16 protein-coding genes and 3 pseudogenes are annotated in these 13,518 nt (G+C 70.1%); 15 read left to right on the top strand and 4 right to left on the bottom strand.

Annotated elements, in window-relative coordinates:
- The coding region (locus tag A5706_RS06130) for a PE family protein (protein WP_156766974.1) at positions 1 to 940 on the bottom strand (940 nt) is incomplete at its 3' end.
- A 184-nt stretch (positions 941 to 1,124) separates the two neighbouring features.
- Here A5706_RS06130 and A5706_RS06125 point away from each other — a divergent pair.
- From A5706_RS06125 to trmD, 5 genes are all read left to right on the top strand, one after another.
- Positions 1,125 to 1,544: a nuclear transport factor 2 family protein gene (locus A5706_RS06125; protein ID WP_068128223.1), complete on the top strand. Its 420-nt coding sequence runs from the start codon at positions 1,125 to 1,127 to the stop codon at positions 1,542 to 1,544.
- Between the two features lie 270 nt (positions 1,545 to 1,814).
- Complete coding sequence (gene rpsP / locus A5706_RS06120) at positions 1,815 to 2,375, top strand: 30S ribosomal protein S16 (RefSeq protein WP_068128216.1); 561 nt, start codon at positions 1,815 to 1,817, stop codon at positions 2,373 to 2,375.
- 5 nt (positions 2,376 to 2,380) lie between these two features.
- The gene (locus A5706_RS06115; RefSeq protein ID WP_003878715.1) at positions 2,381 to 2,623 is read left to right on the top strand and encodes an RNA-binding protein; all 243 of its coding nucleotides are present in this window, start codon (positions 2,381 to 2,383) and stop codon (positions 2,621 to 2,623) included.
- 12 nt (positions 2,624 to 2,635) lie between these two features.
- A complete protein-coding gene (gene rimM / locus A5706_RS06110) occupies positions 2,636 to 3,154 on the top strand; it encodes a ribosome maturation factor RimM (protein ID WP_068128214.1) in 519 nt (172 codons plus the stop codon).
- Positions 3,155 to 3,156: 2 nt separating this feature from the next.
- Positions 3,157 to 3,864 (top strand): tRNA (guanosine(37)-N1)-methyltransferase TrmD, encoded by a 708-nt coding sequence (gene trmD, locus A5706_RS06105; RefSeq protein ID WP_068128212.1) that lies wholly within the window; start codon positions 3,157 to 3,159, stop codon positions 3,862 to 3,864.
- Between the two features lie 63 nt (positions 3,865 to 3,927).
- On the opposite strand, the pseudogene A5706_RS06100 reads toward trmD, so the two are convergent.
- Positions 3,928 to 4,734: pseudogene (locus tag A5706_RS06100) on the bottom strand (hypothetical protein); the annotation flags it as partial.
- A 65-nt stretch (positions 4,735 to 4,799) separates the two neighbouring features.
- Positions 4,800 to 4,884: pseudogene (locus A5706_RS35160) on the bottom strand (hypothetical protein); the annotation flags it as partial.
- A gap of 309 nt (positions 4,885 to 5,193) precedes the next feature.
- Here A5706_RS35160 and rplS point away from each other — a divergent pair.
- From rplS to A5706_RS06080, 4 genes and pseudogenes are all read left to right on the top strand, one after another.
- Positions 5,194 to 5,535: a 50S ribosomal protein L19 gene (gene rplS / locus A5706_RS06095; protein ID WP_066930268.1), complete on the top strand. Its 342-nt coding sequence runs from the start codon at positions 5,194 to 5,196 to the stop codon at positions 5,533 to 5,535.
- 57 nt (positions 5,536 to 5,592) lie between these two features.
- Positions 5,593 to 6,453 carry a signal peptidase I gene (gene lepB, locus A5706_RS06090; RefSeq protein WP_068128207.1) on the top strand — a complete coding sequence of 287 codons (861 nt, stop codon included), beginning with the start codon at positions 5,593 to 5,595 and terminating at the stop codon, positions 6,451 to 6,453.
- A 2-nt stretch (positions 6,454 to 6,455) separates the two neighbouring features.
- Positions 6,456 to 7,200: pseudogene (locus A5706_RS06085) on the top strand (ribonuclease HII); the annotation flags it as partial.
- Between the two features lie 33 nt (positions 7,201 to 7,233).
- Positions 7,234 to 7,539 (top strand): DUF2469 domain-containing protein, encoded by a 306-nt coding sequence (locus tag A5706_RS06080; RefSeq protein ID WP_003875077.1) that lies wholly within the window; start codon positions 7,234 to 7,236, stop codon positions 7,537 to 7,539.
- 8 nt (positions 7,540 to 7,547) lie between these two features.
- On the opposite strand, the gene A5706_RS06075 is transcribed toward A5706_RS06080, so the two are convergent.
- Positions 7,548 to 8,288, bottom strand: a complete 741-nt coding sequence (locus tag A5706_RS06075; protein ID WP_068128204.1) for a GAF and ANTAR domain-containing protein — start codon at positions 8,286 to 8,288, stop codon at positions 7,548 to 7,550.
- Positions 8,289 to 8,388: 100 nt separating this feature from the next.
- Between A5706_RS06075 and A5706_RS06070 the strand changes: the two genes are divergently transcribed.
- The 6 genes from A5706_RS06070 (at position 8,389) to dprA (ending at position 13,518) form a co-directional block, all read left to right on the top strand.
- Positions 8,389 to 9,369: an NAD-dependent epimerase/dehydratase family protein gene (locus A5706_RS06070; RefSeq protein WP_068128221.1), complete on the top strand. Its 981-nt coding sequence runs from the start codon at positions 8,389 to 8,391 to the stop codon at positions 9,367 to 9,369.
- 25 nt (positions 9,370 to 9,394) lie between these two features.
- Positions 9,395 to 10,210 (top strand): formate dehydrogenase accessory sulfurtransferase FdhD, encoded by an 816-nt coding sequence (gene fdhD, locus A5706_RS06065; protein WP_068128201.1) that lies wholly within the window; start codon positions 9,395 to 9,397, stop codon positions 10,208 to 10,210.
- Between the two features lie 3 nt (positions 10,211 to 10,213).
- Entirely contained in the window at positions 10,214 to 10,387 is a 174-nt protein-coding gene (locus A5706_RS06060; RefSeq protein WP_068128199.1) for a 5'-phosphate oxidase, read from the top strand.
- A gap of 118 nt (positions 10,388 to 10,505) precedes the next feature.
- Positions 10,506 to 10,883: a YraN family protein gene (locus A5706_RS06055; RefSeq protein ID WP_068128197.1), complete on the top strand. Its 378-nt coding sequence runs from the start codon at positions 10,506 to 10,508 to the stop codon at positions 10,881 to 10,883.
- Positions 10,883 to 12,394, top strand: a complete 1,512-nt coding sequence (locus tag A5706_RS06050) for a YifB family Mg chelatase-like AAA ATPase (protein ID WP_068128196.1) — start codon at positions 10,883 to 10,885, stop codon at positions 12,392 to 12,394. The genes A5706_RS06055 and A5706_RS06050 overlap by 1 nt, the downstream gene beginning before the upstream one ends.
- Positions 12,391 to 13,518 carry a DNA-processing protein DprA gene (dprA, locus tag A5706_RS06045; protein WP_068128194.1) on the top strand — a complete coding sequence of 376 codons (1,128 nt, stop codon included), beginning with the start codon at positions 12,391 to 12,393 and terminating at the stop codon, positions 13,516 to 13,518. The genes A5706_RS06050 and dprA overlap by 4 nt, the downstream gene beginning before the upstream one ends.

Raw genomic sequence — 13,518 nt, 5'->3', positions numbered from 1 at the left:
CGAGCCTGGCGATACTGCCCCCGCCGGTGCCGCCGGCGCCTCCTGGGCCGCCGAGCAGGCCGGCGTCGCCGCCGTGTCCGCCGGCACCGCCGGCCACCGAGGAGCCGAACCCGCCCGCGCCGCCGTTGCCGCCGCCCGCACCGAACACCCCGCTGATCAGCCCGCCGCTCCCGCCGGCCCCGCCGGCGCGGCCGGCGGTCGTGCCGCTGCCGCCGGCCCCGCCGTCCCCGCCGGCGCTGAACAGCAGGCCGCCATTGCCGCCGGGTCCACCGGCCCCGCCGGCCCCGAACGCGTTGAATCCGCCCGCGCCGCCGGCCCCGCCGCGGCCCAACAGGGGGTCGCCGGAATTGCCGCCTGCACCACCGGCACCGGCGGCCATGGTCGCTGTGCCCGGACCGCCGGCCCCGCCGGCCCCGCCGTAGCCCAACAGCCCCGAGGGGCCGCCATTACCGCCGGCCTGGCCGGGCCCGCCGGAGCCACCGGCGCCGCCGTTGCCCAACAGCCACCCGCCACCCTGACCGTTTTGACCCGTCCCCGGCATTCCGTTGGCGCCGTTGCCGATCAGCGGGCGATCGGTGAGCGCCAGGAAGGGCGCATTGATCACGTTGAGCAAGTCCTGCCCGATCGTCTGCGCCGGACTGGCCGCAAACGCCGCAACGTTGGCGGCCTCCGCGCCGGCATACGACCCCGCACCCGCGGCCAACGCCTGGACGAACTGCTCGTGAAACGCCTCCGCTTCGGCACTCAGCGTCTGAAACAGCTGACCGTGGGCGGAAAACAACGACGCGATCGCCGACGACACCTCATCGCCGGCGGCGGCCAGCACCGCCGAGGTCGGGGCCGCGGCCGCCGAACTGGCCCTCGTCAGCGACGAGCCGATGCCCGCCACGTCCGCGGCGGCCGCCGTCAACATGTCCGTCGCTGCGATGACGTACGACATAGCGAGCCTCCGCCCAAACCCCGGCTACCGATAGTCCGTGATCTCGGAGTATTACATCTATTTGGCATGATTCAACAAGGATTAGCCGAACTTTGGGTATCCAAAGTCGGCGGGCGAAAGCACCTTTGCGGAGGACGGCTGACGTCGCTGAACATGTTGCAGTTCCGTCGTGTTCAATCAAGCCATGTTGAGCCTGGAAGAGATTTCCGACCGCTTAGAGATCCAGCAGCTGCTGGTGGACTACTCCACCGCCATCGACAACCGGCGATTCGACGACCTGGAAGAGGTCTTCACGCCCGACGCCTACATCGACTATCGGGCGTTGGGGGGCATCGACGGCCATTTCCCCGAGGTGAAGAAGTGGTTGTCCGAGGTGTTGCCGACCTTCCCGGTGTACGCGCACATGCTCGGGAACTTCTCGGTGCGCATCGATGGCGACACCGCCTCGTCTCGGGTGATCTGCTTCAACCCGATGGTGCTGCCGGGCGAGAGCGACCAGGCGCTGTTTTGCGGGCTCTGGTACGACGACGAGTTCGTGCGGACCGCCGAGGGCTGGCGGATGACCCGCCGGGTGGAGACGAAGGTCTTCCAAAAGGTGATGTAGGCGAATCTGATGGCGGCGACCCGCCGCGCCCGGCTGCGCCGCGCTTGCGATCGCCGCGAATTTGATGGCGGCGACCCGCCGCGCCCGGCTGCGCCGCGCTTGCGATCGCCGCAATTTCCGCGCGACAGTCGTGTTCTGGCACAATGGGCGGCTGTCCGCCGCGCAACTACGGCTGCTCGGGGGTCATACACGCGAGGCAAAACCGGACCCCGGCATCCCGCCCGGGTCGCTGAATTGCAGCGTGACACATCTAGGAGAAGTCGCTTAACCATGGCTGTGAAGATCAAGCTGACCCGGCTTGGCAAGATCCGCAATCCGCAGTACCGCATCGCCGTCGCCGACGCTCGGACTCGCCGCGACGGCCGCTCGATCGAGGTCATCGGCCGGTATCACCCGAAGGAAGACCCGAGCCTGATCGAGATCAACTCCGAGCGCGCCCAATACTGGCTTTCGGTGGGCGCCCAGCCGACCGAGCCGGTCCTCAAGCTGTTGAAGATCACCGGCGACTGGCAGAAGTTCAAGGGGCTGCCCGGCGCCGAGGGCAGCCTGCAGGCCGCACCGGCCAAGCCGTCCAAGCTGGAGCTGTTCAACGCCGCGCTGGCCGAGGCCGACGGCGGGCCCACCACCGAGGCCGCCAAGCCGAAGAAGAAGGCCCCGGCCAAGAAGGCCGCCAAGGCGGGCGAGGCCCCTGAAGCCTCTGAAGCCTCTGAATCCACTGAAGAGGCTGCCGAGCCCGCCGCCGAGGCCGAGCCAGCCGCCGAGGCCCCCGCCGAGGCCCCTGCCGAGCCGGCCGCTGAGGCCGCGGCTGCCGACGCACCGACCGAAGGCTGACCGAGGTGAGCACCGTCGTCGTTGACGCTGTCGAGCACCTGGTCCGCGGTATCGTCGACAATCCCGACGACGTCCGGGTCGACATGGTCACCAGCCGGCGTGGCCGCACCGTGGAGGTGCACGTCCACCCTGACGACCTGGGCAAGGTGATCGGTCGCGGCGGACGTACCGCGACCGCGTTGCGCACGCTGGTCGCCGGTATCGGTGGCCGCGGCATCCGCGTCGACGTGGTGGACACCGACCAGTAGCGGAGCGCTCCCTTGGAGTTAACGGTCGGGCGCGTGGTCAAGGCGCACGGCATCGGCGGCGAGGTGGTCGTGGAAATCCGCACCGACGATCCCGCGGCACGGTTCGCTCCCGGTAATACGTTGCGCGCCAAGAACTCCCGTAGCGGCGAGGAGCGCAGCGTCGTCGTCGACCAGGCCCGCGAGCACGGTGGGCGGCTGCTAGTGCGATTGGCCGGCGTGCACGACCGCGACGCGGCCGACGCGCTGCGGGGCAGCCTGTTCGTCGTGGATTCCGACGAGCTGCCGCCGATCGACGAGCCGGACACCTACTACGACCACCAGCTCGAAGGCCTTGTCGTCCGGACGATTTCGGGGGAGGAGGTCGGCGTCGTCGCCGAGGTGTTGCACACCGCGGCGGGTGAGCTGCTGGCGGTACGCCGGGATTCCGGCGAGCTCCTGGTGCCGTTCGTCAGTGCGATCGTCACGTCGGTCTCGTTGGACGACAGGCTGATTGAGATCGATCCGCCCGAGGGCCTGCTGGAACTGGGGTAGTCATGCGAATCGACGTGATTACCATCTTCCCGGCCTACCTAGATCCGCTTCGACAGTCGTTGCCGGGCAAGGCGATTGCGTCCGGCCTGGTCGACCTGCACGTGCACGACCTGCGCCGGTGGACCTACGACGTCCACCACTCGGTGGACGACGCGCCGTACGGCGGCGGCCCCGGGATGGTGATGAAGGCCCCGGTCTGGGGCGAGGCACTGGACGAGACTTGTTCGGCTGAAACGCTTTTGGTGGTGCCGACCCCGGCTGGCGCATTGTTCACGCAGGCGACCGCCCAGCGCTGGAGCACCGAGAAGCACCTGGTGTTCGCGTGCGGACGTTACGAGGGCATCGACCAGCGGGTCATCGACGACGCCGCGCGGCGGATGCGGGTCGAGGAGGTCTCGATCGGGGACTACGTGCTGCCGGGCGGGGAATCGGCGGCCGTGGTGATGATCGAGGCGGTGCTCAGGCTGCTCACCGGCGTGCTGGGCAATCCCGCGTCGCTGCAGGATGATTCGCACTCGCCCGCCCTGGACCGGCTGCTGGAGGGGCCCAGCTACACCCGACCGCCGAGCTGGCGCGGGCTGGACGTCCCCGAGGTCCTGCTGTCCGGCGATCATGCGCGGATCGCGGCGTGGCGCCGCGAGGTTTCCCTGCGGCGCACCCGCGAGCGCCGCCCGGACCTATTGGGCGACCAGGAGCGCGAGCAGACATAAAAGCCCCGCGACACGCCGAAGATCAGGGGCTTTTGCGTCTGCTCGCGCCGTGACCGGGCCGCGTCAGATCCGGCCGTTGGGAAATATCGTCTTGACGGCCTGGGTGATCGTCTGCCGCGCGGTGGCGTCGTCGGACGGCTGCAGCGACTGGACCACCATCACGTAGCGGTGGTCGGCGCCGATCACCCCCGTCGACAGGTGCACCCAGTCGGCGCCTATGCAGCACATCCAGCCCTGCTTGACCGCCACCGGTTCGGCGAACAGCCCGTCGGGGATGCCGAACCGCTGCGGGTAGCCGTCGGCGCCGGTCGGGGTGGACCGGGCGAGGTCGTTGACGATGACGCTGGCCCGCGAGTTCGGCAGCCCGCCCGTGCCGTCGAGCAGCGCGTCGTAGTAGTGGATCAGGTCGGTCAGCGAGCTCATCGTGTTCCACCAGCGCCCGTCGCTGGGTGGGGTGGTGGACGACAACCCATATCGGCTCGCGACCTGGGTGATGATGTTGTCGCCGCCGCCCTGGCCCCAGAACTTCTCGGCGGCGCCGTCGTCGGACGACTGCAACATGACGTCCAGGGCCTGGCGGTCCTCGGGGGACAGGGCGGCCCTGCCCTGGGACTCGGCGAGCAACAGGTCGTCGGCGATGAAGAGCTTGGCCACCGACGCGGTGCCGATGATCTGGCTGTTGCCGTTGGATACCAGCTCATGCGTCTTGCGATCCAGGACGGCGACCGACAGCGTGGCCCCGGCGCCGGCGGCCTCGTCGATGGCCTGCTGGATCCGCGCCGGCAGGCCGCCGAACACCGTGCCGGACAGCGCCTGCGGCGGCCCGTGCATCGGCACGGTGTCCAGCAGCAGCTGAACCGTCTCGGGCTGCACCTGGGACTGCCGAATCGGCTCGCTGTGCGCGGGTCCGGCGGACGGCTTTCCCAGGCTTTGCGGCTCCACCAACGCCTCGTCGCACCCGGCCAGCACCAGCGTCACCGCCGCCACGGCGGCGAGCACGGCGAGCGGGCGGGTACGCATGTGTCGGTCTCCTCGGCGTCCTGGGACGTTAAACCTGCACGTGGCCGGGCCATTTCGACCCGAGTCATGTGTACCATTCACCAGCGCCTTTGGCGCGTTTTGAACCGCATGGTTTACCTGTGATTTTCAATGCACGCCGGCCGTCTGGCACAATTGTTCAGTTGTCTCGAACCCACTAGCGCGCCGGGCGTTTCCCGGCGGCTGCGAGATGCGCACTAAAAGCCCGAAAACCATCGGCTTGATGACCGCCCCACGCCCGCGTGTGGGCAGCCGTCGCAGGCCGCGACCGCAAGGAAGAGTGTTCGTACGATGAATCGGCTGGACTTCGTCGACCAGACGTCGCTGCGCGACGACATCCCGGCCTTTAGCCCGGGCGACACCATCAACGTGCACGTCAAGGTCATCGAGGGCGCCAAGGAGCGTATCCAGGTGTTCAAGGGCGTGGTGATCCGCCGACAGGGCGGAGGCATCCGCGAGACGTTCACCGTGCGCAAGGAGAGCTACGGCGTCGGCGTCGAGCGCACCTTCCCGGTGCATTCGCCGAACATCGACCACATCGAGGTGGTGACCCGTGGCGATGTCCGCCGCGCCAAGTTGTACTACCTGCGCGAACTCCGCGGCAAGAAGGCCAAGATCAAGGAAAAGCGCTGACCGGGCCAGGTTCGGCGCAGGTCTGCGGCCACAAACCGTGCTGGCTACGCTGATCTCGTGACCGATACCCCGGACTCACCCGAGCGCCAGTCCGACGCTGGTCAGCCCGAGCCGAAGGTCTCCACCGCCGACCCCGACACGCCCTCCGAAGCCTCGGAACCCGAAGCGGCCGAGTCGGGGCGCAAGAAGAAGTCCACGCTGCGCGAGCTGTCTCTGCTCGCGGTGATCGCCGTCGTCCTCTACTACGTCATGCTGACGTTCATCGCGCGCCCCTACCTGATTCCGTCGGAATCCATGGAGCCCACGCTGCACGGGTGCACGGGCTGCGTCGGCGACCGGATCATGGTGGACAAGCTGAGTTACCGGTTCGGCCAGCCGCGGCCCGGCGACGTGATCGTCTTCAAGGGCCCGCCGGCGTGGAACGCCGGCTACAAGTCGATCCGCTCGAACAACACCGCGCTGCGCTGGGCGCAGAACGCGCTGTCGTTCATCGGCTTCGTGCCGCCCGACGAGAACGATTTGGTCAAGCGGGTGATCGCGGTGGGAGGGCAGACCGTGCAGTGCCGGGCCGAAACGGGGTTGACCGTCGACGGCAAGCCGCTCAAGGAGCCGTATCTGGATCCCACCACGATGATGGCCGACCCGTCGAAGTACCCGTGCCTGGGCAGCGAGTTCGGGCCCGTCGCCGTCCCGCCGGGGCGGCTGTGGGTGATGGGGGACAACCGGACCCACTCGGCGGATTCCCGCGCCCACTGCACCAGCGTCCCGATCGAAGCCCTCAAGGGCATCCTGTGCACCGGTGACCCGAATTCGGGAACTGTGCCGGTAACCAACGTCATTGGCAAGGCCCAATTCATCGTGTGGCCGCCGTCGCGGTGGGGTGGCGTCGGGTCGGTGAACCCCCAGCAGAGTCAGTAGCCATGGCCACCACGTGGCCGCCGCGGACCGTCATCCGCAAGTCGTCCGGATTGCGCACGCTGGAGTCCGCGTTGTATCGCAGCGGCCTCGGCCCGGTGGCCGGGGTGGACGAGGTGGGCCGCGGCGCCTGCGCCGGCCCGCTGGTGGTGGCGGCCTGCGTGCTCGGCCCGAGTCGACTGGAAAGCCTTGCGGCCCTGGATGATTCGAAGAAGCTGACCGAGAAGGCCCGGGAAAAGCTGTTCCCCTTGATCCGCCGGTATGCGCTGGCGTATCACGTGGTATTCATCCCGTCGGAGGAGGTCGACCGGCGCGGCGTGCATGTGGCCAACATCGAGGGCATGCGCCGCGCGGTGGCCGGCCTGTCGGTGCGCCCCGGTTACGTGCTGAGCGACGGGTTTCGCGTGCCCGGCCTGCCGATGCCGTCGCTGCCGGTGGTCGGCGGGGACGCCGTGGCGGCGTGCATCGCCGCGGCCAGCGTGCTGGCGAAAGTCAGCCGCGACCGGCTGATGGTCGCGATGGATGCCGATCACCCCGGCTACGGCTTCGCCGACCACAAGGGCTACAGCACGCCGGCACATTCGACGGCGCTGACCGAGCTCGGCCCCTGCGCCCAGCACCGCTATTCGTTCATCAACGTCCGGCGCGTGGCTTCAGGGCCGGGCGGATCCGGTGCGCGCGTGGTGGCGGAGTGCAAACCGGACCCTCCGGCCGAGCCTGGCGAATACCGGTGAGGAAAGATGGGACCAGGTTCCCACGTCAGGGAGAAGGACGTTTGAGCAGATGAGTGCAGAAGATCTCGAAAAGTACGAAACCGAGATGGAGCTCTCGCTGTACCGCGAATACAAGGACATCGTCGGCCAGTTCAGCTACGTCGTGGAAACCGAGCGGCGTTTCTACCTCGCCAACAGCGTGGAGATGACGCCGCGCAACGCCGACGGCGAGGTGTACTTCGAGCTGCGATTGTCCGACGCGTGGGTGTGGGACATGTACCGACCGGCCCGTTTCGTCAAGCAGGTACGCGTGGTCACCTTCAAGGACGTCAACATCGAAGAGGTCGAGAAGCCCGAGTTGCGGCTGCCGGAGTAGGCCCCCGGCTAACTCGTATCGCCGCTGACCGGCAATTGGCCGCGGTTTTCGATGACGGCGTGCGCCACCTCGGCCAGCTTGATGTTCAGCGCCTGGGAATGCCGGCGCAGCAGGTCGAACGCCTGGTCTTCGGTCATGTCGTGCAGCAGCATCAACATGCCCACCGCCTTGCCGGTCTCGCGGTTGCTCATCAGCCCCCGGCGCAGGCTCGCGGCGTCTTCGCCCTTGGCGACCGCGTTGATGGCCACGCTGGCGAACGACGCCAGCACCGCCGCCCGGCCCGCCGATTCGGCGTCGAACACGTTCGGGGTGTCGCTGAACAGGTTGAGCGCGGCCCCCTTGCGCTTGTCGACGAGGAGCCGAAAGCCCATGGCCCCGCGCACCGGTGTCTCCTCGACGAGGACGGCGGCCAACTTGGGCCACAGCGACGGCGTGGTCAGGTCGGGCTCGATCTGGGGGGTCTCCTCCTCGATCGCGTCGATGCACGGGCCGTCGCCGGAACGCCGTTCCATCTCGTCGATGTGCTGCGCGATCTGGTCGCTGGCGCCGACCGTGACGTAGCGGTCGCCGTCGCGCACCAGCAGGCTGGCGTGGTCACAGCCGCGCACGGTCAGGGTCGCGGCGATGCAGATGGCCGCGTACATCTGCTTGGCGTCCGAGCCCTGGTAGATGATCTCGGCAAGGGCGGCGAAGACGGTCGCCGGGTCGGCCTTGTCCCCGCCCGGTGTCGAATTCGAGTCGTCTACCACGCTTTGCCCCGTTCCCGCTCGTGATCTTTCGTCGAGAGTATCGGCATGCGACTTTTGCGAGCGCGGTTTGGTCGACGGTTCCGAAGGGAAGCTCACCCGGGTGGGACTGACAGTGGCGGTGACCGGGCCAACCGGGGAGATCGGCGTCTCGGCGGTGACGGCGCTCGAGCGCGAGCCCGCGGTCGAGAAGATCATCGGGATGGCGCGCCGCCCGTTCGACCCGGTGTCGTGCGGCTGGCAGAAAACCATCTACCAGCAGGGCGACATCACCGACCGGGAAGCCGTCGACGCCCTGGTGGCCGGCGCCGACGTCGTGGTCCACCTGGCCTTCATCATCATGGGCTCCCGCGACGAGAGCCAACGCATCAACCTGGAAGGCACCCGCAACGTGTTCGAGGCGACGGTCGCCGCCCAGCGGCCGCGGCGCCTGGTCTACACCTCGTCGGTGGCGGCCTACGGCTACCACTCGGACAACCCCGTGCCGCTGACCGAGGATGTGCCGACGCGCGGGACCGCCGAGCATTACTACTCGGCGCAGAAGGCCGAGTGCGAGGCGCTGCTCGCCGACATCACCGAGGGCTCGTCGCTGGAGGTGTTCGTGCTGCGGCCGTGCATCGTCGCCGGGCCCCGGGCGACGGCTTTGGCCGACGCGATGCCCTGGAACCAGCTGCCCGCGCCGGTACGCGCGATCAGCAAGGTGGCGCCGATATTGAAGCCGGTGGTGCCGGATCCGGGGATTCCGCTGCAGCTGGTCCACCACGACGACGTCGCGGAGGCGATTGCGCTGGCCGCGACGGCCCCGGCGCCGCCGGGGGCGTACAACATCGCCGGTGACGGCGTGGTGACGTTGTCGGAGGTGGCCAAGGCTCTCGGTGGCCGGCCGGTGCGGGTTCCCGCGATTGCCGCCTCGGCGGCGTCGGCGGCGATTTCCAAGGTGCCGTTCGTGCCGTCGATGCTGGAATGGCTGCACTCCGCGCGGACGTCGGTGGTGATGGACACCGAGAAGGCCCGGACCCAGCTCGGGTGGCGGCCGGTCCACTCGTCGGCGGAAACGCTGGCCGCGCTGGCCGAAGCGGTGTGAGGGGCGCCAGGGTAGCTTTGAGCGCGTGGGCCAGGTAACGGCGCGCCGACGCGCGCGGCATCTCACCGCCGACCGCGCCGTCACCCGACCCGAGACGCTGGCCGTCGAGGAGCCGCTGGAAATTCGCGTCAACGGCGCGCCGGTCACGGTGACGATGCGCACGCCCGGCTCGGATTTCGAACTGGCGCAAGGCTTTCTGCTCACCGAGGGGGTCATCGGCGGGCGCGAGGACGTCCGGACCATCCGCTACTGCGACGGGCGCACCGAACCGAACACCTACAACGTCCTGGACGTGACGCTGGCTGCCGGGGTGGCGCCGCCGGACCTCGATGTCACCCGCAACTTCTACACCACGTCGTCGTGCGGGGTCTGTGGCAAGGCGTCCCTGGACGCGGTGCGGTTGATCGGACGGTTCTCGCCCGCCACGGATCCCGCGACCGTCACCGCGGCGACGCTCAAGGCGATGCCGGGCCAATTGCGCTCCGCGCAAAAGGTTTTCGACAGCACCGGTGGGCTGCACGCGGCGGCGTTGTTCCGGGCCGACGGCACACCGCTGGTGGTGCGCGAGGACATCGGCCGGCACAACGCGGTCGACAAGGTCGTGGGCTGGGCGCTGGAACACGGGCGGGTTCCGTTGCAGGGCTGTGTGCTGCTGGTCAGCGGCCGGGCCTCGTTCGAGTTGACGCAAAAGGCCGTGCTGGCGGGCATTCCCGTGCTGGCCGCGGTGTCGGCGCCGTCGTCGCTGGCGGTGTCGCTGGCCGAGGAGTCCGGCATCACGCTGGTGGCGTTCCTGCGGGAGGACTCGATGAACGTCTACACCCGGGCGGACCGGATCGGTTAGGCCATGTCGCGGTTCAAGACGGAAATGGCGACCTGCCCCGCCTGCCGGCGCGAGGCCGAAGCCACGGTCGAATACACCTACGACAGCGACGGCAACGTCACCGGCAGGCGGGTGCGCGAGGTGCACTGCCGCTCCGCCGACTGCCCGGGCAACGACGTGCCCCCGCACTGGGGCTAGCTGGCCGGCGGACGCGGCTGTGGATGGACGCCTGACTGGGGATAGCCCGCCGCTGCACTGAGCTCCAGGGCTGCCGCCGGGCCCGTGCGTGTCAGCGCCGCCGGGCACGGTGGCCCCCATGACGACCGAACAGACAATGACCAGGGTGCAGCTGGGCGCAATGGGCGAGGCACTCGCCGTGGACTATCTGATCCGGATGGGCCTGCGGGTCCTGGGCCGCAACTGGCGCTGCCGCTACGGCGAGCTGGACGTGATCGCCGCCGACGACGCCACCCGCACCGCGGTGTTCGTCGAGGTGAAGACCCGCACCGGGGACGGGTACGGCGGGCTGGCCTACGCGGTGACCCCGCGGAAGGTGTGGCGGCTGCGGCGGCTGGCCGGGCTCTGGCTGGCCGGCCAGGACGAGCGGTGGGCGGCGCTGCGCATCGACATGATCGGCGTGCGGGTCGGGCGCCAGCGCACCCCGGAGATCACCCACCTGCAGGGGATCGGCTGATGGCGCTGGGACGGGCCTTCTCGGTCGCGGTGCGCGGATTGGACGGCGCCACCGTGGAAATCGAGGCCTTCATCACCTCCGGCCTGCCGGGCGTGTACCTGGTGGGCCTGCCCGACGCCGCCCTGCAGGAGTCGCGCGACCGGGTCCGCGCGGCGGTCACCAACTGCGGCGACGACTGGCCCCAGGCCCGGCTCACCCTCGCGCTGTCGCCGGCGACGCTGCCCAAGATGGGATCGGTCTACGACCTCGCGCTGGCGGCCGCGGTGCTGTCCGCGCAGCGTAAGCACCCGTGGGAGCGGCTGGAGAAGACGGTGCTGCTGGGTGAGCTGTCGCTGGACGGCCGGGTCCGGCCGGTGCGCGGGGTGCTGCCCGCCGTGCTGGCCGCCAAACGCGACGGCTGGCCGGGCGTCGTCGTCCCGGTGGACAATCTGGCCGAGGCAAGCCTGATCGACGGGATCGACGTCTGGGGCGTGCGCACGCTGCGGCAACTGAAGGGCTGGCTCGGCGGCTCCGGCGGCCTGGAACCCAGAATCAGCGCGGGGGCCACCGACCCGGAGCCGACGGCGGATCTGGCCGACGTCGTCGGGCAGGCGCAGGCGCGGTTCGCGGTGGAAGTCGCGGCCGCGGGGGCGCACCACCTCATGTTGACCGGCCCGCCGGGAGTGGGCAAAACGATGCTGGCGCAACGCCTTCCGGGGCTGCTGCCGCCGCTTTCCGAAGGCGAGGCGCTCGAGGTCACCGCGATTCACTCCGTAGCCGGGCTGCTGTCGGCCGACACGCCGTTGATCACCCGGCCGCCGTTCGTGGCGCCGCACCACAGCTCCAGCGTCGCGGCGCTCGTCGGCGGGGGATCGGGGATGGCCCGCCCCGGCGCCGTCAGCCGCGCGCATCGCGGGGTGCTGTTCCTCGACGAATGTGCCGAGATCAGCGTCGGCGCGCTCGAAGCGCTGCGAACGCCGTTGGAGGACGGCGAGATTCGCCTCGCCCGCCGCGACGGGGTGGCCTGCTACCCGGCCCGCTTTCAGTTGGTGCTGGCCGCCAACCCGTGTCCGTGCGCCCCGGCCGATCCGCAGGACTGCGTCTGCGCCGCCGCGGCCAAACGCCGCTATCTGGGCAAGCTGTCCGGGCCGCTGATGGACCGCGTCGACCTGCGGGTGCAGATGAATCCGGTGCGCGCCGGGGCGATCTCGGTCACCGATGGCGAATCGACCGCCCAGGTTCGCCGGCGGGTGGCGGCGGCGCGCGGCGCGGCCGCCGAGCGTTGGCGGCCGCACGGCTTCCACACCAACGCCGAAGTCAGCGGGACCCTGTTGCGCCGAAAGTTTCGTCCCAGCAACGCCGCGATGGACCCGCTGCGCAAGGCGCTGGACCGTGGGCTGCTCAGCATCCGCGGCCTGGACCGCACGCTGCGGGTCGCGTGGAGCCTGGCCGACCTGGCCGGTCGGTCCATGCCTGGCGTCGAGGAAGTCGCCACCGCGCTCAGCTTCCGGCAACCGGGGGTGCGGCGGTGACCGATCACGTGTTGCGGGCGTGGGCTTACCTGTCCCGGGTGGCCGAACCGCCCTGCGCGCCGCTCGCCGAACTGGTGCGACGTGTGGGCCCGGTGGAGGCCGCGGACCGGGTCCGACGCGGATCGGTCGATGCCGAGCTGGCACGCCACACCGAGGCCCGACGCGGAATAGACCGGGCCACATCGGATCTCGACCTTCTCGATGAACGTGGCGGGCGGTTGATCACGCCCGACTGCGACGAGTGGCCGCTGCTGGCGTTCGCCGCCTTCGGCAACGCCGAGGTCAGGGCCCGCGGCGGCCCGCCGATGGTGTTGTGGGCGATGGGACCGGCCCGCCTCGACGAGGTGGCCGAACGGGCGGCGGCCGTGGTCGGGACCCGGGCGTCGACGGTGTACGGCGAGCAGGTGGCCGCGGACCTGGCCGCCGGGCTGGTGGAACGCGAGGTGGCCGTGGTCTCCGGCGGTGCCTACGGCATCGACGGCGCGGCGCACCGCGCGGCGCTGAACTGCGACGGGATCACCGTCGCCACGCTCGCGGGCGGGCTCGACATCCCCTATCCCGCAGGCAATTCCGGGCTGCTGCATCGCGTCGGCTCGAGCGGGCTGTTGTTCACCGAATACCCGCCGGGTGTCCGCCCGGCCCGGCACCGCTTCCTCACCCGCAACCGCCTGGTCGCCGCGGTCGCGGGGGTGGCGGTGGTGGTCGAGGCCGGCCTGCGCAGCGGTGCCGCCAACACAGCGGCCTGGGCGCGGGCGCTGGGCCGGGTGGTGGGCGCGGTGCCCGGACCGGTGACGTCATCGGCGTCGGCGGGTTGTCATGTGCTGCTGCGCAATGGCGCGCAACTCGTCACCCGCGCCGACGACGTCGTCGAGCTCGTCGGCCACATCGGTGAGCTGGCGCTCGAAGAGCCGCACCCCACCACGGCGCTCGACGGGCTGAGCGACGTCGAGCGGCAGGTGTACGAGGCGTTGCCCGGTCGCGGCGCCGCGACGGTCGACGAGATCGCCGTCGCGTCGGCGCTGCCGCCCGAGCAGGTGCTCGGGCCGCTGGCGATGCTCGAGATGGCCGGTTTGGCGCGCCTCGACGAGGGGCGGTGGCGAATCGTCCGCGCCGGTCGTCGATGA

This window comes from Mycobacterium sp. E796 (genome assembly GCF_001672815.1).
GTDB lineage: Bacteria > Actinomycetota > Actinomycetes > Mycobacteriales > Mycobacteriaceae > Mycobacterium.
The sequence above is the reverse complement of the archived record's forward strand: the minus strand, read 5'-3'. Positions and strand labels throughout refer to the sequence as shown.